At 61.2% G+C, this 17,654-nt stretch carries 18 protein-coding genes; 10 read left to right on the top strand and 8 right to left on the bottom strand.

The window, feature by feature from the left end; genetic code table 11:
• Positions 1 to 3 precede the first annotated feature (3 nt).
• From ftsW to RAE19_RS11960, 10 genes are all read left to right on the top strand, one after another.
• Entirely contained in the window at positions 4 to 1,245 is a 1,242-nt protein-coding gene (ftsW, locus tag RAE19_RS11915) for a putative lipid II flippase FtsW (protein ID WP_313876228.1), read from the top strand.
• A complete protein-coding gene (murG, locus tag RAE19_RS11920) occupies positions 1,242 to 2,306 on the top strand; it encodes an undecaprenyldiphospho-muramoylpentapeptide beta-N-acetylglucosaminyltransferase (RefSeq protein WP_313875087.1) in 1,065 nt (354 codons plus the stop codon). The genes ftsW and murG overlap by 4 nt, the downstream gene beginning before the upstream one ends.
• Positions 2,303 to 3,754: a UDP-N-acetylmuramate--L-alanine ligase gene (gene murC, locus RAE19_RS11925; protein ID WP_313875088.1), complete on the top strand. Its 1,452-nt coding sequence runs from the start codon at positions 2,303 to 2,305 to the stop codon at positions 3,752 to 3,754. Before murG ends, murC begins: the two co-directional genes overlap by 4 nt.
• Positions 3,751 to 4,704, top strand: coding sequence for a D-alanine--D-alanine ligase (locus RAE19_RS11930; RefSeq protein WP_313875089.1), 954 nt, complete (start codon positions 3,751 to 3,753; stop codon positions 4,702 to 4,704). Before murC ends, RAE19_RS11930 begins: the two co-directional genes overlap by 4 nt.
• Positions 4,701 to 5,474 (top strand): cell division protein FtsQ/DivIB, encoded by a 774-nt coding sequence (locus RAE19_RS11935; RefSeq protein ID WP_313875090.1) that lies wholly within the window; start codon positions 4,701 to 4,703, stop codon positions 5,472 to 5,474. The genes RAE19_RS11930 and RAE19_RS11935 overlap by 4 nt, the downstream gene beginning before the upstream one ends.
• 39 nt (positions 5,475 to 5,513) lie before the next feature.
• Positions 5,514 to 6,743 (top strand): cell division protein FtsA, encoded by a 1,230-nt coding sequence (gene ftsA, locus RAE19_RS11940; RefSeq protein ID WP_313875091.1) that lies wholly within the window; start codon positions 5,514 to 5,516, stop codon positions 6,741 to 6,743.
• 180 nt (positions 6,744 to 6,923) lie between these two features.
• A complete protein-coding gene (locus RAE19_RS11945) occupies positions 6,924 to 7,247 on the top strand; it encodes a flagellar transcriptional regulator FlhD (protein ID WP_313875092.1) in 324 nt (107 codons plus the stop codon).
• A gap of 57 nt (positions 7,248 to 7,304) precedes the next feature.
• Positions 7,305 to 8,546, top strand: a complete 1,242-nt coding sequence (gene ftsZ / locus RAE19_RS11950; RefSeq protein WP_313875093.1) for a cell division protein FtsZ — start codon at positions 7,305 to 7,307, stop codon at positions 8,544 to 8,546.
• A gap of 151 nt (positions 8,547 to 8,697) precedes the next feature.
• Entirely contained in the window at positions 8,698 to 9,621 is a 924-nt protein-coding gene (lpxC, locus tag RAE19_RS11955) for a UDP-3-O-acyl-N-acetylglucosamine deacetylase (RefSeq protein WP_313875094.1), read from the top strand.
• 95 nt (positions 9,622 to 9,716) lie between these two features.
• Positions 9,717 to 10,016, top strand: a complete 300-nt coding sequence (locus tag RAE19_RS11960) for a flagellar basal body protein (protein WP_313875095.1) — start codon at positions 9,717 to 9,719, stop codon at positions 10,014 to 10,016.
• 18 nt (positions 10,017 to 10,034) lie between these two features.
• Here the strand turns inward: RAE19_RS11960 and RAE19_RS11965 are convergent, their stop codons facing one another.
• From RAE19_RS11965 to RAE19_RS12000, 8 genes are all read right to left on the bottom strand, one after another.
• Positions 10,035 to 10,772 (bottom strand): substrate-binding periplasmic protein, encoded by a 738-nt coding sequence (locus RAE19_RS11965; protein WP_313875096.1) that lies wholly within the window; start codon positions 10,770 to 10,772, stop codon positions 10,035 to 10,037.
• A 13-nt stretch (positions 10,773 to 10,785) separates the two neighbouring features.
• The gene (gene ruvC / locus RAE19_RS11970; protein WP_313875097.1) at positions 10,786 to 11,334 is read right to left on the bottom strand and encodes a crossover junction endodeoxyribonuclease RuvC; all 549 of its coding nucleotides are present in this window, start codon (positions 11,332 to 11,334) and stop codon (positions 10,786 to 10,788) included.
• Positions 11,335 to 11,374: 40 nt separating this feature from the next.
• Positions 11,375 to 12,364 carry a phosphatidate cytidylyltransferase gene (locus RAE19_RS11975; RefSeq protein WP_313875098.1) on the bottom strand — a complete coding sequence of 330 codons (990 nt, stop codon included), beginning with the start codon at positions 12,362 to 12,364 and terminating at the stop codon, positions 11,375 to 11,377.
• Positions 12,365 to 12,373: 9 nt separating this feature from the next.
• Positions 12,374 to 12,985 (bottom strand): lysophospholipid acyltransferase family protein, encoded by a 612-nt coding sequence (locus RAE19_RS11980; protein WP_313875099.1) that lies wholly within the window; start codon positions 12,983 to 12,985, stop codon positions 12,374 to 12,376.
• Between the two features lie 348 nt (positions 12,986 to 13,333).
• Positions 13,334 to 14,065 carry a monofunctional biosynthetic peptidoglycan transglycosylase gene (gene mtgA / locus RAE19_RS11985; protein WP_313875100.1) on the bottom strand — a complete coding sequence of 244 codons (732 nt, stop codon included), beginning with the start codon at positions 14,063 to 14,065 and terminating at the stop codon, positions 13,334 to 13,336.
• Entirely contained in the window at positions 14,062 to 14,928 is an 867-nt protein-coding gene (locus RAE19_RS11990) for a TonB family protein (RefSeq protein ID WP_430962535.1), read from the bottom strand. Before RAE19_RS11990 ends, mtgA begins: the two co-directional genes overlap by 4 nt.
• Positions 14,925 to 16,976 carry a ribonuclease catalytic domain-containing protein gene (locus RAE19_RS11995; protein ID WP_313875101.1) on the bottom strand — a complete coding sequence of 684 codons (2,052 nt, stop codon included), beginning with the start codon at positions 16,974 to 16,976 and terminating at the stop codon, positions 14,925 to 14,927. Before RAE19_RS11995 ends, RAE19_RS11990 begins: the two co-directional genes overlap by 4 nt.
• A gap of 71 nt (positions 16,977 to 17,047) precedes the next feature.
• Positions 17,048 to 17,653, bottom strand: a complete 606-nt coding sequence (locus RAE19_RS12000; RefSeq protein ID WP_313876230.1) for a YqiA/YcfP family alpha/beta fold hydrolase — start codon at positions 17,651 to 17,653, stop codon at positions 17,048 to 17,050.
• Between the last annotated feature and the right edge of the window lies 1 nt (position 17,654).

Raw genomic sequence — 17,654 nt, forward strand, 5'->3', positions numbered from 1 at the left:
CTGATGCCCCGCGCGCTCGCAGCCTGGTTTGCACCCAAGGAGGCCGAGGCCGCCGGTGCACTGCCAGTGCGCCTGGGCGGGCGTGGGTCTTTCGCTGCCAGTACCACGCCAGCGCAAGTCAAGGGCTTTGACCAACCCCTGGTCTGGGTCACGGTGGCGCTGCTGCTGTGGGGCTTGGTGATGGTGTATTCCGCATCCATCGCCATGCCGGACAACCCCAAATTCACCTTCTACAGCCACACCCACTTTGCAGTGCGCCACGCCATGTCGTTGATGGTGGCTTTCGTCGCGGCGCTAATTGCTTTTCAGATCCCGCTGCAAACCTGGGAGCGCTTAGCCCCTTGGTTGTTTGTGGTGTCTTTGATCCTGCTGATTCTGGTGCTCGGTGTGGGCCGTGGCGTGAATGGCGCAAAGCGCTGGATCTCGCTAGGTGTGATGAATTTTCAGCCCTCCGAGCTTGCCAAATTCGCGGTGCTTTTGTACGCCTCGGACTACATGGTCCGCAAAATGGAAGTCAAAGAGCACTTCTTCCGCGCAGTCGCACCGATGGCGGTGGCGGTGGCGGTGATTGGCTTGCTGCTCCTGGCCGAGCCGGACATGGGTGCCTTCATGGTGATTGCCGTGATTGCGATGGGCATTCTGTTCTTGGGCGGTGTCAATGCCCGCATGTTCTTTCTGATTGCCGCGGTGATGGTGTTGTTGTTTGCACTCATGATCGCCACTTCCGAATGGCGGCGCGAACGCATTTTTGCGTATCTCGACCCGTGGAATGAAAAGCATGCCTTGGGCAAGGGCTACCAGCTCTCGCACTCTTTGATCGCGATCGGTCGTGGCGAGATTTTTGGTGTCGGCTTGGGCGGCAGTGTGGAAAAGCTGCACTGGCTGCCAGAGGCCCACACCGACTTTTTGTTGGCGGTGATCGGCGAAGAGTTCGGTCTGGTCGGCGTGGTGGTGGTGATTGGCCTGTTCTTGTGGCTGACCCGACGCATCATGCACATCGGCCGCCAGGCGATTGCCTTGGACCGCGTGTTCTCAGGACTGGTGGCACAAGGCGTGGGTGTGTGGATGGGCTTTCAGGCTTTCATCAACATGGGTGTGAACCTAGGCGCCTTGCCCACCAAAGGCCTGACCCTGCCACTGATGAGCTACGGCGGCTCCGCCATTCTGATCAACCTCGTGGCCATTGCGGTGGTCCTGCGTGTGGACTACGAGAACCGCCAGCTGATGCATGGGGGGCGGGTATGAAGCAAAAAGTCGCTCTCATCATGGCCGGCGGCACGGGCGGGCACATCTTCCCGGGCTTGGCAGTGGCGCAAGCGCTGATCGACAAAGGTTGGCGCGTCCACTGGCTGGGGGCCCCCGGCAGCATGGAAAGCCGTATTGTGCCCAGCCGCGGCATCCCACTGGAGTTGGTGAACTTCGGCGGTGTGCGTGGCAAGGGCTTGAAGGCCCTCGCCTTTTTGCCCTTCAAATTGTTGCGCGCTTTCTGGGAAAGCCTGCAAGTGGTACGGCGCGTGCGCCCTGATGTGGTGGTGGGCCTCGGCGGCTACATCACCTTCCCGGGCGGCATGATGGGTGTGCTGTGTGGCAAGCCATTGGTGCTGCACGAGCAGAACTCGGTGGCCGGCTTGGCAAACAAGGTGCTCGCCGGGGTGGCGGATCGGGTGTTCTCGGCGTTCCCGGGCGTGATGCCAAAGGCCGAGTGGATCGGCAACCCCTTGCGTGCCGAGTTCTTGAATCTGCCCACTCCTGAGCAGCGCTTTGCCGGCCGCAGTGGCCCCCTCAAGGTGCTAGTGGTGGGCGGCAGTCTGGGCGCTCGCGCCCTGAACACGGTCGTGCCGCAAGCACTTGCCTTGATTCCCGAGGGCCAGCGCCCCATCGTGACCCATCAGGCGGGTGAGAAACAAATTGACGAACTGCGCGCCAACTACGCCGCCGCAGGGGTGCAAGCCCATTTGACCCCGTTTATCGACAACACCGCCTTGGCATTTGCCGATGCGGACCTGGTGATCTGCCGCGCCGGCGCCAGCACCGTGACCGAACTGGCCGCAGTGGGTGCGCCAGCGGCTTTCGTGCCTTTCCCGTCCGCAGTGGACGATCACCAGACGTTCAACGCCCGATTCCTGGTCGAGCAAGGGGGCGGCTGGTTGATGCCGCAAGCCACGCTGACGCCCGAATCCTTGGCAGTAATGCTACAAAAAACAGAGCGGCCTGCGCTGATGCAGCAGGCGCTGGGAGCTAAAAAGATGCAAAAACTACATGCCACCGATGCGGTGGTCGCCGCCTGCGAGGAGCTGGCCACATGAAGCACGCCGTTAAACACATCCACTTTGTGGGTATTGGTGGTTCCGGCATGTCCGGCATTGCTGAAGTGCTCAGCAATCTCGGCTACGAGATTTCCGGCTCCGACCTCGCTGACAACGCTACTACCCGTCGCTTGGCCGCCCTGGGTATCAAGACGTATGTGGGCCATGCGGCCGGTCACGTGACTGGTGCCGATGCCGTGGTCACCTCCACGGCGGTGCAGTCCGACAACCCCGAAGTCATTCGCGCCCGCGAGATGAAGATCCCCATCGTGCCCCGCGCGTTGATGCTGGCCGAGCTGATGCGCCTCAAGCAAGGCATTGCGATTGCTGGTACCCACGGCAAAACCACCACCACCAGCCTGGTCGCCAGCGTGTTGGCGGAAGCAGGTCTGGACCCAACCTTTGTGATCGGCGGCCGCCTCAACAGTGCCGGCGCCAATGCGCGCTTGGGCAGTGGCGACCACATCGTGGTCGAGGCCGATGAGTCGGACGCGTCTTTCCTGAACCTGCTGCCCGTGATGGCAGTGGTGACCAACATCGACGCCGACCACATGGAGACCTACGGGCACGATTTCGGCAAGCTCAAGAAAGCCTTTGTCGACTTCCTGCACCGCATGCCTTTTTATGGCACCGCCATTCTCTGCACCGATGACGCCGCGGTGCGCGACATCTGCGAGCAGGTTACCTGCCCGATCACCAGCTACGGCTTCAACGAAGACGCTGAAGTCCGCGCCGTGAATGTGCGCGCCATGAGCGGCCAGATGCACTTCACCGTGCAACGCCGCAACGGCGTGGTGCTGCCCGACATGGAAGTGGTGTTGAACCTGCCCGGTCTGCACAACGTGCTCAACGCCTTGTCGGCGATTGCAGTGGCCGTGGAATTGAACATTCCGGATGCAGCAGTCATCAAGGCACTGGCCGAGTTCAAGGGCGTGGGCCGCCGCTTCCAGCGCTATGGTGACCTCACTTTGCCCGCCAAAGAGGGCGAATCCGGTGGAGTCGTCACGGTCATTGACGACTACGGCCATCACCCCGTCGAAATGGCGGCCACCCTGGCTGCTGCGCGGGGGGCATTCCCCGGCCGTCGTCTGGTGTTGGCTTTTCAGCCGCACCGTTACACCCGGACGCGGGATTGCTTTGAAGACTTTGTGAAGGTCATTGGCGCCGGTGCCGATGCGGTGCTGCTGGCCGAGGTGTATGCCGCAGGTGAGGCGCCGATTGTGGCCGCCGATGGCCGCTCTCTCGCCCGCGCACTGCGGGTGGGAGGCAAGGTGGAGCCCCTGTTTGTGGACGACATCGCTGCTATGCCTCTGGCCGCCATCGACAACGCGCGCGATGGCGATGTGTTGATCTGCATGGGCGCCGGATCGATTGGCGCCGTGCCCGGAAGAATTGTTGATTTGCTACAAAATAAGGAGCTGCTCGCGCAGCAGGGACGGGCGCTATGAGCCAAAATAATCTAAATCTCGGCAAGGTGGCCGTGCTGATGGGCGGCGCCTCGGCGGAGCGCGAGGTGTCGCTGATGTCGGGCACCGGCGTGCTCAAGGCGCTGCGTTCGCAAGGCGTGGACGCACACGCTTTCGACCCCTCGGAACGTGCGCTGGATGAACTCAAGCGCGAGGGTTTTGATCGCTGCTTTATCTCGCTGCACGGTCGCTTCGGTGAAGACGGCACGGTGCAGGGCGCACTCGAATTGCTGGGCATCCCTTACACCGGCTCCGGCGTAATGGCCTCCAGCATCTCCATGGACAAGGTCATGACCAAGCGCATCTGGCGCTTCGAGGACTTGTCGACACCCGCATGGCAACAGGTCAAGAGCGCCGCGGAAACCCATGCTGCGTTTGCAGCGCTCGGTGCGCCCATGATCGTCAAGCCCGCACGCGAGGGCTCGTCTATCGGCTTCACCAAGGTAATGACGGCGGACCAGTGCGATGCTGCCTACGCGCTCGCGTCGCAGCACGACAGCCATGTGTTGTGCGAGCAGTTCATTGCCGGCGACGAAGTCACCTGCCCGATCTGGGGCCCGACCTCCGCGCCTGAAGCGCTGCCTGTCATCCGCATCGTCGCGCCCGAAGGCAACTACGACTACCAGAACAAGTATTTCACCGACACCACCCAATACTTGGTGCCCGCCGGTTTGCCCGCAGGGGAAGAGGAAGCCATCCAGACGCTGGTGTGCAAGGCCTACCAAGTGCTGGGCTGCCGTGGCTGGGCCCGGGCGGATGTGATGATTGATGCCAAGACCCGCACGCCTTACCTGCTGGAAATCAACACCTCGCCGGGCATGACCGGTCACTCTCTGGTGCCCATGTCTGCCCGCGCGGCAGGCATCAGCTACGAAGACTTGTGTGTGCGCCTGCTGCAAAGCACCGCCACTGATGGGAAGGCCGACGCGTGAACTCCGCCGCCGACACACCGCTGGACGTCAAGCTCATGAACGGGACCGCTGCGCTCCTGTTCGTGGGCTTTGTCGTCCTTGCGGTCGTTGCCGGTGGCAAATGGTTGGGGCGGCTGCAGGTGTTTGCGATTCAGGGCATCACCGTGGCAGGGGATATGAGTCACAACAGCCCGTTGACGCTGCGCGCCAATGTGGCGCCCGGCTTGAGCGGGACCTTTTTCTCGGTAGATCTGGCCCGTGTGCGCGCTGCCTTCGAGGCGGTGCCATGGGTACGGCATGCGGTCGTGCGGCGCGAGTTTCCGAACCGCTTGCGCGTCGAACTGCAAGAGCATGTGGCGGTCGCCTACTGGGGCGATGAGCCCGAGCTGCGCTTGCTCAATAGCTTTGGCGAAGTTTTCGAGGCCAACGTGGGCGAGGTCGAGCAAGAAGAGCTGCCCAAGCTGAGCGGCCCTGACGGCGAAAGCGACGAGGTATTGCAGATGTACCGCACGCTGGCGCCTTCCTTTGCGGGCATGGAGCTGGCGTTGGAGCAACTGGAGTTGTCCGACCGCGGCAGTTGGCGCGCGCGCCTGGACGGCGGCGCCGTGATCGAACTGGGCCGTGGTGGGCCGGATGTCGTGGTGGAGCGACTCCAACAATTTTTGAAAACGTTGACGCAAGTGACTTCACGCTACGGGCGCGGCCCCGGATCGCTGGAGTCGGCAGACCTGCGTCACGTCAACGGATATGCCGTCAGAGTTGCGTGGCGTCACCACGCTGGCAGCGGCTGATAGCGGCAAGAAATAGCGCAAACGGAGCAGGGCAACACAATGGCAAAAGAATATAAAGATCTCGTCGTCGGCCTCGATATCGGCACGGCCAAAGTTATGGCGGTGGTGGCCGAGGTCATGCCTGGAGGCGAGCTCAAACTCGCCGGCTTCGGTGTGGCACCCACCAATGGGCTCAAGCGCGGTGTTGTGGTCAATATCGATGCGACGGTGGCCAGCATTCAGCAAGCGCTCAAAGAAGCCGAGCTGATGGCCGACTGCAAGATCACCCGTGTGTACACCGGCATCACCGGCAGCCATATCCGTGGCATTAACAGCAGCGGCATGGTGGCGGTGAAAGACCGAGAAGTCACCCAAGCCGACGTCGCCCGTGTGGTCGAAACCGCCAAGGCCATCAACATCTCGACCGACCAGCGCTTGCTGCTGGTGGAGCCGCAAGAGTTCATCATCGATGGCCAGGATGTGCGTGAGCCCATCGGCATGAGCGGCATCCGCTTGGAGGCCAAAGTGCACATCGTGACCGGTGCGCAGAGCGCGGCAGAAAACATCATCAAATGCGTGCGCCGCTGCGGCCTGGAGGTCGAGCAGCTGATGCTCAACCCGCTGGCCAGCAGCCTGTCGGTGCTCACCGAAGACGAGCGCGAACTCGGTGTCGCACTGGTAGACATTGGTGCTGGTACCACCGATGTCGCCATCTTCACCAACGGCGCCATACGCCATACCGCCGTGATCCCGATTGCCGGTGACCTGATCACCAGCGACATTGCCATGGCCCTGCGCACACCCACCAAAGATGCTGAAGACATTAAGGTCGAGTCGGGCCACGCCAAGCAGTTGTTGGTGGACCCTGAAACCCAGGTCGAGGTGCCGGGTCTGGGCGATCGCGGCCCGCGCATGTTGAGCCGTCAGGCACTGGCGGGCGTGATCGAGCCGCGGGTCGAGGAAATTTTTACTCTGGTAAATCAGGTGATGCGCGAGTCCGGCTACGAGGAAGTGCTCTCCAGTGGCATCGTGCTCACCGGCGGCAGTTGCATCATGCCGGGCATGGTGGAGCTGGGTGAAGACATCTTCCTCAAGCCGGTGCGAAGGGGCATCCCCAAATACAACAGCGCTTTGGCCGACATGGTGGCGCAGCCCCGTGCGGCCACGGTGATGGGCCTGCTCGAAGAGGCCCGCATTGCCCGCCTTCGGGGTTACAAGGTTGCCCAGAAGTCCGGCACGATGAAGTCAGCCTTCAGTTCTGTGAAGGACTGGTTTGTGGGGAACTTGTAACCATGTCTACACCGGCCACCAACGTGTTTGTGGTTCACCAACTTCCCCGCCATTGCTGGGGGCTGGTTCGTGTGCTGGTCCATCGAGGGCAGGACCCGCCTTCGTAAAGCGCCACCGTGTTTGCACTCAGTCGTTGGAAAAAAATCGTCGAAAAATATTGAATCTCAGGAGATGACAAATATGAAAGCCCAAATCAAGGCCGAAATTCGCGATGCAAATATGGCTTATTTGAATATGGCCCAGAGTTTTATCCAGAAGGACCTCCAGTCCGCTGTGAAAATACTGGGTATGTCGCAAGACGCTGCAGAAATTATCAAAACGTTGTCAGAAAGTCAGAAAACCAGCATTGCCGATAGCGACATTTTGTTGTGCCGCTTCGGTGTCAGCGATGACGTGGTGTGGAAGCTCCTCACCAGCCATCCGGCTCCCAAGCCGGAGGCCGAGCATGCCAAGCGCCTGCTCGCCGACATCTTGTTGGCAGGCCGTTTGGCCGTCGCTGCTTGAGTTCTGCCCGACAACCGGTTTCAACCCATTCAATATTGCAATTCAAGGAGTAACAACATGAGCATCGAAATGATCGAAGAAGAAGCCTTTAACCAAGGCACACAAATCAAAGTCATTGGCGTAGGCGGTGGCGGTGGCAATGCGGTGGAGCACATGATCTCGACATCGGTGGGAGGTGTGGAATTCATTTGCGCCAATACCGATGCTCAGGCGCTGAGCCGCAGCTCGGCCCACAAGACCATCCAGCTCGGCGGTACCGGCCTGGGTGCCGGAAGCAAGCCTGACAAAGGCCGTGAAGCGGCGGAACAGGCAGAGGCCGACATCCGCCAAGCCATCGAAGGCGCGCACATGTTGTTCATCACCGCCGGCATGGGCGGAGGCACCGGTACCGGCGCCGCACCCGTGATTGCCAAGGTTGCCAAAGAAATGGGCATTTTGACCGTGGGTGTGGTGACCAAGCCCTTCGATTTCGAAGGCGGTCGCCGCATGAGTAACGCCGACACCGGTCTGGCCGAGCTCGAAGCCAATGTGGATTCCCTGATCGTGGTGCTCAACGAGAAGTTGCTTGAAGTACTCGATGAAGATGTGTCACAGGATGAAGCCTTTGCACACGCCAACGACGTGCTGAAGAACGCTGTGGGCGGCATTGCTGAAATCATCAATGTGAAGGGCGAGATCAACGCCGACTTCGAAGACGTGCGCACCGTGATGGGTGAGCCCGGCAAGGCCATGATGGGAACTGCCACCGCCAGCGGTCCCGATCGCGCCCGGATTGCCGCAGAACAAGCTGTGGCCTGCCCGCTCCTGGAGGGTGTCGACCTGTCAGGTGCCAAGGGCGTTCTCGTGCTGATTTCCGCCTGCAAGGGTTCATTGAAGCTCAAAGAATCCAAGATGGCGATGGAAACCATCCGCGCTTGCGCTTCCGCCGATGCTCACGTGATCTACGGCACCGCCAACGACGAAAAGTTGGGCGATGAAATCCGTGTGACCGTTATCGCCACTGGCTTGAGCCGTCAAGGCGCGCGCCGTACCGCTCCTCCGCTGCAAGTGCTGCGCACTGGTACCGATAACGTGCCTTTCCATGTGCCCACACTGAACACAGTGGCAAGCACAGGAAGCGCAAGCCCCGCGATGGGCAGCGTGGGATCGTCGGTGAGCCAGCCTGACTACGGCAGCATGTCCACGCCCAGCGTGTGGCGTACGAACCGCACCCAAGCAGCGGCCAAGGTCGATGCGCTCTCGAGCGGCGGCATGGACGACTACGAAATCCCCGCGTTCTTGCGCAAGCAGGCGGATTGACCGAGTACACCCCCCGGCTTGCCCACTGCGTGTGGCCGCTTTCCCCCTTGCAGGGGGCAACACCATTGGGCCAGGCTGAGCCGGACCCACGGTGTTTCTGGCCAAAGGCATCCGCTCCGGAGGCGTATTGCGCTACTTTTACAATAGACCTGTGCTGAAACAACGAACTCTCAAATCCCTGACCCGCGCCGTTGGCGTGGGCCTGCATAGCGGCCAGCGTGTTGAGATCACGTTGCGCCCGGCGGCGCCGGATACAGGGATCGTGTTCCGGCGGGTCGACTTGGCCAATGCTCCGGATATCGTGGTGTCGGCCGAGTCGGTGACAGACACCCGCTTGGCCTCCACGCTGTCCTGCGGGAATGCCAAGGTCCACACAGTGGAACACTTGATGTCCGCCTGCGCCGGTTTGGGCGTCGACAACTTGTTTGTGGACATCACGGCTGAAGAGGTGCCAATTCTGGATGGTTCCGCCGCCTCGTTCGTGTTTCTGTTGCAAAGCGCAGGCATTGAGTTGCAAAACGCGCCGCGTCGGTTTATCCGCCTGATCAAGCCGGTGGAAGTGCGGGAAGGCGAAGGCGCCAACGAAAAATGGGCCCGTCTCGACCCGTACCACGGCTACAAACTCAGCTTCGAGATTGATTTCAACCATCCTGCCGTGGACTCCACCGGTCAAAAAGTCGAGTTCGATTTGAGTACCGACAGCTATTCCCGTGACATTGCGCGTGCCCGTACATTCGGCTTCACCAAAGACGTCGAGATGATGCGTGCCAATGGCTTGGCCTTGGGTGGCGGGTTGGACAATGCCATTGTGATGGACGACTACAAGGTCCTGAATGCCGATGGCTTGCGCTACGACGACGAGTTCGTGAAACACAAGATTCTGGATGCCATCGGCGACTTGTATATCGTCGGCAAGCCCCTGCTGGCCGCCTACAGTGCCCGCCGGTCAGGTCACGCCATGAACAACAAACTGTTGCGAGAGCTTCAAGCCCACCCCGAGGCCTGGGAAGTGGTGACCTTTGAAGACGTCAAGCAGGCACCACAGGGCTTCGCCCAGCCAGTTCGGGCCTGGTAACGGCCGCTTATCCGGCGGGTGCTTGTCACGGTGCTGCCGCTGTTGATAATGGAAGGGTCTGCGATGTGCAGACGGTACCGTAGGGCGCACCTTCCATGAACTCCATTTCCTCAATTGCTGTTTCCGGAATGAACGCGGCGCAAACCCGCCTAGGAGCCAGCGCCAATAACGTGGCCAATCTGGCGACTGAAGGGTTTAAGCGCCAGGACACGGTGCAAACCGCCCAAGCCGGAGGCGGGGTCAGCACGTCGGTGCGCGAATCCTCGCAGGTAGGCAATGCCCTGGAGCAAGACGTGGTTAGCCAGTTGCAGGCGAAAAACAGCTTCATCGCCAATTTGGCGGTTTTCAAAACCGCCGACAAAATGACCGGCGCCTTGTTGGATACCCGGGCCTGACCAAGCCCAGACCTTGAATCAGGGTTGGGTGTAACGGCGCACCAAGGCGTCTACCCGACCTTGGCGCTTCAATTTGTCGATGGCAGCCTGCAAACGGCCCACGACGTCGGGATTCGATTTGAGATTGAACGCGTAGAAATATGCGCCTTCGTCTGCAAGATTGCTGTGCTTGACCACCGTGCTTGCGTCGAGGCTGCTGCTGCGCAGTGCCCAAGCCATCGCGACCTCGGTATCCACCATCGCATCGACCATGCCAGACAGCAGCAGCCGCAGGATGCTGGCGTTAGAGCTGTCTTCCAGCATGGAGGCGGGCGCCACCCCGGCATTCAGCAGGTCCTGGTAAGCCGCCTCGCCTCGCACAACCCCGAAGCGCAGCTTATTCAACTCGCGTGTGCCGGCTGCATCTGCAGGGTGGGGTCGAGCAAACACCCAGGTGCTACGCGACAGAATAGGCCCCACCCACAAGAAGTGGTCTTCGCGCTCGGGCTTGCGGGCGGTGGTGAACAGCACCGTGTCCGGTGTATTGCGGACAATTTTGTAGCCCCGCGCCCACGGCACCATTTCCACTTTGCAGTTCACGCGCGCGGTCTTGCAGGCCTCCCGCAGTAAGTCTGTGGCGATGCCTTTGACATCCCGGCCGTCTTGAAAGTTGTAGGGCGCCCACTCTTCGGTATAAGCGGTGAGTGTTTGTGCGCCGGCCGTCGTTGCTGCACACAAGGCCAAAAGGATTCCAACGTAAATTTTGATGGCGTGCATTTCGAAACCGCATTCATTGGCTACGGCCGTCGCGATAACGGATTTTCCCGTTACCACCCACACCATTGCTCCCGGCCAGCATGGCCATGGACTTGCCTGCATGGGCATGGGTGATCGCCAGGCCCAAGGCGTCGGCCGCATCGGGGCCGGGCAAACCGGGCAGGTGCAGCAGGCGTTTCACCATCTCTTGCACCTGGTCTTTGTGAGCGCGGCCGTGGCCTGCGACTGCCTGTTTCATTTGAAGCGCGGTGTACTCCGCCACCGGCAGGTTGGCGCACACCAGTGCTGTGACCAGTGCTCCGCGGGCCTGGCCAAGTAGTAGGGTGGACTGCGGGTTCACGTTCACAAACACAATTTCTACCGAGGCGCAGGTGGGCTGATAGCGCGCCACCACTTCGCCAATGCCGTCAAACAGCACTTTGAGCCGCGCTGGCAAGGCCCGGGTATCGAGGTGCTCGGTGCGGATCGTGCCACTGGCCACATAGCGCACATCCGCGCCCACGACGTCCACCAAGCCGAAGCCGGTAGTGCGCAAGCCGGGGTCAATACCAAGAATTCGCATGCTATAAATTCAGGAGCTGCTCGCGCAACATCTACGGGCGCTACAGGTCAAAATACCACCGAGCGGAGTGAAAAAACACCGGGGCCGCAAAGCACAGGGCGTCCACCCGGTCCAGCAAGCCGCCGGCACCGGTGACTGCGCGCATATTGCCCCCCCAGCTCGGGATACCCCGGTCGCGCTTGAGCGCTTTCATGACAAAGTGGCCCATGGTGCCTGCGACGCAGGCGATAAAGGAAAACGCAAACGCGGTACCCGGCACCCAAGGGGTGATACCGGCGAGCAATGCGCCGAACAGGCTGGCCGAAAACACGCCGATCCACCAGCTCGGCCAATTGAAGCTCATGCTGATGGCAGGGGCTGCCGGTGGCAACTTGAGTTTGCGGGACACCAAGTGTTGCACTGCCATGCAGAATTGCACCACCAGCACCAAGAAGAACACCATGAACGCGTTCCGGTGGTCGTAGCCCGGAAACTTCAGCATCAGGAGCGCGGGTACGTGGCTCATACCGTAGATGCACACCATGATGCCCCACTGCAGCTTGGCATTGCGCTCCAGAAAACGCTGCGGGTCATTGGCCAGCGCGCTCGCTATCGGCAGGGCCAGAAAAACATACACCGGGATGAACACCGCAAACATGTCGAAGTGCTCGGTCGCAACCAGCCAGTACTGCAAGGGCAGCACCACGAAAAATGCCAACACCAGGCTGCGGTGATCGCCCAGCCGGGTGGGCGACAGGGTCATGAATTCACGCAACGCAAAGAATGAAAGGCCGCCAAACAAGCTCAGGGCGACCAAGGGGCCGCTCAGCCACCCCACCCAAAACACAAACACCATCAGCCAACTGGTGCGGATGATGCCGTCCAGGTTCTTCAGCTCTGCACGCTTGCGGTCGCCGGTTTCATCGTCGCCGTGCTCCCGCAAGGACATCAGAAACGCCACGATGCTGGAGAGCAGCAACAGGCCAAACACAATAATGAACAACGCACCCACTTGCTGGGTCGGGCCTAGATTTTTCAGGTAGTGGTACATGGACTTGCCTTACACGTCCCGCAGGGCCACTACGGCGTTGCGCGCCCGGTCCAGAAACGTCCGGCGCTCTTCGCCATCAGCCACTTGCATGGGGGCGCCGAAGGTCACAGAGCACAGCACCGGTACCGGCACCACTTCGCCCTTGGGGAGTACGTGCTGCACATTGTTGATCCAGGCGGGCACCAGCACCACGTTAGGAAAGCGGGTAGCCAGGTTGTAGAGGCCGGCCTTGAACGCCTGTGGCTCACCGGTGTGCCCGCGTGTGCCTTCGGGGAACAGGATGATCGAGTCACCATTGGCCAGCGCTTCGATCAGCGGCTCCAGCGGGTCTTCGTCAGAAGTGCGGTCACGCGAAACGTAGATCACATGGAACACCTCGGTCGTGAGCCATTGCCTGAAGGGCGACTTGGTCCAGTAGTCTTTGGCGGCAATGGCGCGGGTGATGTGCCGCAATTCCTTGGGCAAGGCTGCCCAGATCATCACCAGATCGGCGTGGCTCTGGTGGTTGGCAAAGTAGATCCGCTGTTCTGCTTTGGGCGGGCAGCCGTGCCAGCGTGCTTGCGCACCGGTGAGAAAGCGGATCAGGCCCAACAGAAAGTAACTCATCAACTTGGCAAGCATGGCGGGGATGATACAGAGCGGATGTGTCTGCTTTGGGGCTTTGTGTCGCTCTAGTGGCGCTCGCCTTCTTGTGGGGGCTGGAAGCGGTGGGCGGCGTGTTCTGCACCGTTCGTGTCCCCCGCGCTGCGCGCTCCTCCTTGACCTCACTATGCAGAGCACCCCGCCCACCGCTTCCGATGGTGTGGTCAAGTCAATGAATGTTGGGAAGCATTTCCTTCCAGCCGCGGAGCAGGCGTGAGTCCCAAAGCGAGGTCAAGGAGGAGGCCGAAGGCCGGGGGACACGAGCGGCGGGGCTCATGCCTGCTCCGCTGCGGGCAAGTGCAACAGCACCTCAAGCCAAAAACAAACTCAGGGCAGCTGCGCGTCCGCCATCCGCGCCACAATGGTGCCAGCGCGGCTGTTCAGGTAGCCCGAGTTAGGCGTCTTTTCAAAAAACTTGGGCCGCGGCAACATCACTGCCAAACGGGCTGCTTCGTAGGCGCTGAGCTTGCTGGCGGGTTTGCGGAAATAGTGTTGAGCTGCGGCCTCCGCGCCGAACACACCTTCGCCCCATTCCACGCTATTGAGGTAAATCTCCAGAATGCGTTGCTTGCTCAGCAGCTGCTCCAGTAGCAAGGTCAGCACAAACTCCTGGCCCTTGCGCAGCAAGGTCCGTTCGCCCGACAAAAACAGGTTCTTGGCCAATTGCTGCGTAATGGTGGAGCCGCCCACAATCTTCGGGGGCTTGGTGCTGGCCTTGCCTTGGCTGAGGCGCTGCTCGGCGCGCTGCTCTGCCTTGGCGTTTTTGGCCCATGCCTTTTCCAAGGCATCCCAATCCACCCCGTCGTGTTGGCGGAAGCTATCGTCCTCCGAGGCAATCACCGCGCGTTTCAGGTTGTCTGAAATGCGCTCGTAAGGCACCCACTCCTGGCGCCACCGGAAGGTATCGCGCTCCCGGGCGACTCGCCAAGCTTCGGAGCGTTCAAAGGCGGTGGACTGCGGGTCGATCACCGCCATGGCGGCAATCCGGCCCACAAAATACAGCTGGAGCGAGACAAACGCCACGCCACACAGCAGCAACCAACGCAACAGCGATCTCATCGGGCCGCGGAGGACGAGACCTTGGCTTCCAATGTCTCGTCGCGGGTGAACTTGAAGCGGGACACCACCAGAATCTGGTCTGCCTGGCGCCGCATGGCGGCATTGAAGTTGCCGAATGGGCCTGCCGAGCGGGCAATCGCTTGGGCGCGCTTGTCGAGCACCGGGTTGCCCGAGCTCTGTACCACCTCCGCGTCGATGACCCGGCCATCAAAGTTGATGGTGACGATCATGGTCAGCTCGCCATACAGTTTCTTGCCGCCGCTTTGGGGGAAGTTGTCGGTGCCTTTTTCCTCGATACGCTGGCGCAGCTGGTCGTAATAGACCGCATACACCTCTTCACGCACAGAGGGGCTCACATAGCGCTTTTTCGGGCGCGCGTTCTCCATGTTGATACGCCGCTCGATTTCGGCCAACAGCTTGATCAGCTGCCGGCGCTTTTCCTCGCGCTCGGCCTGGTCTGACTTGTCTGCCAGTTTGTTGGGGTCGGGCGGCGGCAGGGCGGCCAGTTGGCTCTTGACTTGGGCGAGCAACAGGTTTTGCTGCTCCTGCAGGCTTTGCAGTTTGCGTGCGCTCTCTTCTTCGAGGGTGTCGCCGATGTCGGTAAACGCCGAGGGCGGCAAAGGGCTGGTGGCGCGGCCTTTTTCCACATCGCCACCACCGGCCAAATTGGTTTGGGCAATCGCCTGGGCCTTTTCCGGCTTCTCTTTGCTCTTGGCGTTCACCAGAATGACTTCCAGTGGCTGGTCCTCGAACACCCGGTTAAAGGCCTCAGGGTCTACAAAACGCACGGTCAACAGCGCCGCGTGTACCGCGATGGATACACCCAGAGCCCATTGGAGCGTGGTCAGTTTGCGCAGATTCACGGGGTGGGATTATCACCGCCGGCGTCCGGCGCTTCGTTCACGTCCACCGCAATCGCGATCGGGCCTGCCACATCGTCTTCGCTGTCGTCCTCTTCGTCCTGGTTGTCGGCTTCCACCGGAGCATCCAGACGTTCCAGCACCGTGCCTTGCACATCCAGAGTGATGAGGTCCATCTCACCCAGCTTCACGCGCACCTTGGCGTGGCGGGGCAGTCCCTGCGCACCCAAGACTGGCAGCACCAGCGGGATATCGTCCGCGCGCACCATGCCGTCTTTGAACAGGCTGGCGGTGAGCTCGGTGATGCCGTGCTGCTGTGCGTAGCGCATGGTCCAGAAGCGCTCCATGGCGCCCTGGTAGCCGTTGTAGGCGCTGTAAGCCGCGTCAAACGAGGAGATGATGGCGAACAGCTCGGCGTCCTTGGGCTTGAAGGGCGCCACCAATGCCGCCGTCTTGCCGTGGCGTGCACAGGCAATGATCTGCCACTGGTTCACCAGGTCGGTATAGCGGCGCAGTGGCGAGGTCGCCCACGAATACGCTTTGACCCCGATACCCGCATGCGGCAGGGCCTTGGTGCCCATGCGCACCTTGACGCCGGGCGCCAGCGACGCCTGGCTGCGGTAAATGCCGGGCACCCCCATCTCTGCGAGCCAGCTGCCCCAAGTGCTGTTGGCCAGAATCATGGCTTCGGCCACGATCAAGTCGAGTGGCGCGCCGCGCTGGCGGATGCTGATGAGCACGGTCTCGTCGCCTTGTGGCTCAGCGCCGTCGTTGCCTTGCAGGCGGAAGTTGTAGTCCGGGCGGTTGAAGGTCTCGGGTTTGCCGCGCACGATCTCGCGTTTGGCCTTCAGGTCGCGCGCCAAGCGGTGTAAAAATGATAGCTGCTCGCGCAGACCTGCTGCGGGCTGGGTGTCATTTTCATGGTTAAACGAGGCGTCGGTCAGCCACTGCTCGGTGACCACGCTGTCGAGCTGGTCGTGGCGCAGGTTGTGGGCAATCGGCACACGTTCCAGCTTGGTCTCGCTGCTGGTGATCTCCAGCGTCTCCTCGTTGAAGGTGACGTACAGCGAGACGGACGGGCAATCTCTGCCCTCCATCAGCGTGTAGGTCTGAACTACGTCGTCGGGCAGCATGGTGACCTTGTAGCCGGGCATGTACACCGTGGACAGGCGGGCGCGGCCCAGCACGTCCACCGGGCTGCCAGGCTGCACGGCCAGGCCGGGCGCGGCGATGTGAATACCCACGGTCACGGTGCCGGACCCCAGGCCCTGCACGCTCAAGGCGTCGTCAATTTCGGTGGTTTGCGAATCGTCAATCGAAAAGGCCTGCACGGCAGCCACCGGCAACTCGTCGGCAATAGCCGGTGCGCTAATGGCGGGAAAGCCGGTGCCCTTGGGGAAGTTCTCCAGCAAAAAGCGCTTCCAGTGGAACAGGTAGGGCGAGGCAATCGCACCGGCCTTTTGCAGCAGCTCCAGCGGCGCAATATGGGTGGCGCGGCTGGCTTCGACTACGGCTTTGTATTCAGGGGCGTTTTTGTCCGGCTTGAACAGGATCTTATACAGCTGGTCCTTGATGGCCTGCGGGCAGGTGCCTGCCGCCAGCTCTTGGGCCCACTGGTTGATCTGCTCGGCAATCAGACGCTTTTTCTCAATGGCGGCCAACGCCTGCGCAATGATGTCGGCGGGCGCCTTCTTGAAACGGCCCTTGCCGGCACGGCGGAAGTAGTGCGGCGTGTCAAACAACTTGAACAACATGCCGGCTTGCTCGGCCTGGCTGGCCTGGGCCGAGAAATAGTCTTTGGCGAGATCGGCAAAGCCGAATTCTTCGTCGGGGGCAAATTCGTAGGCCATATCCAGCTCGATGCCTGCGGCCTGCGCCTGGGCGGCGGCTACAAAATCAGCAGGGGCGGGCTTTTCGAACTTGATCAGCACGTTGGCCGACTTGACCTTGACGCGCTTGCCGGAATCCAACTCCACCTGTGCAGAGGCTTCTGCCTCGGACAGGACGCGACCGGCCATGAATTTTCCGGCTTCTTCAAACAGTACAAACATAGGGGGTGGATTGTCCCCGCAAAACGGGTCGTCCCGAACCCGCCGGCTCAGGCCTCTGGAGCCGAAGGGTTTTAGGCACCCGTGCCGGTGTCGCCCATCAGGCTCATAAAGGCGGCCAGGTCAGGCAAAAAGGCCTCGAAACCCGTGAGCGCATGGTCGCCCCCTTCCAGCAAGGTGAGCCGGGTGTCGGCATAGCGGGCATGCATTTCGCGCCAATCGAGCACCTCGTCACCCTTGGCCAAAATAGCGCGATAGCGATCGGGGTGTTGCAAGGCGCCCACTTCCAGGCTGCGCAGTTCATCCACGTACTCGGGCAAAAAGTAGAAACTTTCCTCGGGCGCATGCCACTGGCGGTTTTCACCGATGTATTTCCCCAGATCGCGCGCCGGATCGACCGCGGGGTTGATCAGCAAGGCGAGGCAGCCCGTCGCCTCTGCGATGTGGGTAGCGTAAAAGCCGCCGAGCGACGAGCCCACCACCGCCATGCGCGCTGTGGGCCAGTCGGCAATGCCCTGCATCAGCAGGGCCATGGCGACGCGGGGGGAGGGCGGCAGTTGCGGGCACCACCACTGAACCTGCGGAAAGTGGCTGCCCATATAGGCGGCCATGGCTTGCGCCTTGTGGGATTGAGGGGAAGAGCGAAAACCGTGGAGGTAAAGCAAGTGGGTGATGGCCATG

Source organism: Rhodoferax potami (assembly GCF_032193805.1).
Classification (GTDB): domain Bacteria; phylum Pseudomonadota; class Gammaproteobacteria; order Burkholderiales; family Burkholderiaceae_C; genus Allorhodoferax; species Allorhodoferax potami_A.

Excerpts from the sequence above, each read along its gene's own strand:
- ftsW (WP_313876228.1), top strand. The coding sequence starts at position 4 with ATGCCCCGCGCGCTCGCAGCCTGGTTTGCACCCAAGGAGGCCGAGGCC.
- murG (WP_313875087.1), top strand. The coding sequence starts at position 1,242 with ATGAAGCAAAAAGTCGCTCTCATCATGGCCGGCGGCACGGGCGGGCAC.
- murC (WP_313875088.1), top strand. The coding sequence starts at position 2,303 with ATGAAGCACGCCGTTAAACACATCCACTTTGTGGGTATTGGTGGTTCC.
- RAE19_RS11930 (WP_313875089.1), top strand. The coding sequence starts at position 3,751 with ATGAGCCAAAATAATCTAAATCTCGGCAAGGTGGCCGTGCTGATGGGC.
- ftsA (WP_313875091.1), top strand. The coding sequence starts at position 5,514 with ATGGCAAAAGAATATAAAGATCTCGTCGTCGGCCTCGATATCGGCACG.
- RAE19_RS11945 (WP_313875092.1), top strand. The coding sequence starts at position 6,924 with ATGAAAGCCCAAATCAAGGCCGAAATTCGCGATGCAAATATGGCTTAT.
- ftsZ (WP_313875093.1), top strand. The coding sequence starts at position 7,305 with ATGAGCATCGAAATGATCGAAGAAGAAGCCTTTAACCAAGGCACACAA.
- RAE19_RS11960 (WP_313875095.1), top strand. The coding sequence starts at position 9,717 with ATGAACTCCATTTCCTCAATTGCTGTTTCCGGAATGAACGCGGCGCAA.
- RAE19_RS11965 (WP_313875096.1), bottom strand. The coding sequence starts at position 10,772 with ATGCACGCCATCAAAATTTACGTTGGAATCCTTTTGGCCTTGTGTGCA.
- ruvC (WP_313875097.1), bottom strand. The coding sequence starts at position 11,334 with ATGCGAATTCTTGGTATTGACCCCGGCTTGCGCACTACCGGCTTCGGC.
- RAE19_RS11975 (WP_313875098.1), bottom strand. The coding sequence starts at position 12,364 with ATGTACCACTACCTGAAAAATCTAGGCCCGACCCAGCAAGTGGGTGCG.
- RAE19_RS11980 (WP_313875099.1), bottom strand. The coding sequence starts at position 12,985 with ATGCTTGCCAAGTTGATGAGTTACTTTCTGTTGGGCCTGATCCGCTTT.
- mtgA (WP_313875100.1), bottom strand. The coding sequence starts at position 14,065 with ATGAGATCGCTGTTGCGTTGGTTGCTGCTGTGTGGCGTGGCGTTTGTC.
- RAE19_RS11995 (WP_313875101.1), bottom strand. The coding sequence starts at position 16,976 with ATGTTTGTACTGTTTGAAGAAGCCGGAAAATTCATGGCCGGTCGCGTC.
- RAE19_RS12000 (WP_313876230.1), bottom strand. The coding sequence starts at position 17,653 with ATGGCCATCACCCACTTGCTTTACCTCCACGGTTTTCGCTCTTCCCCT.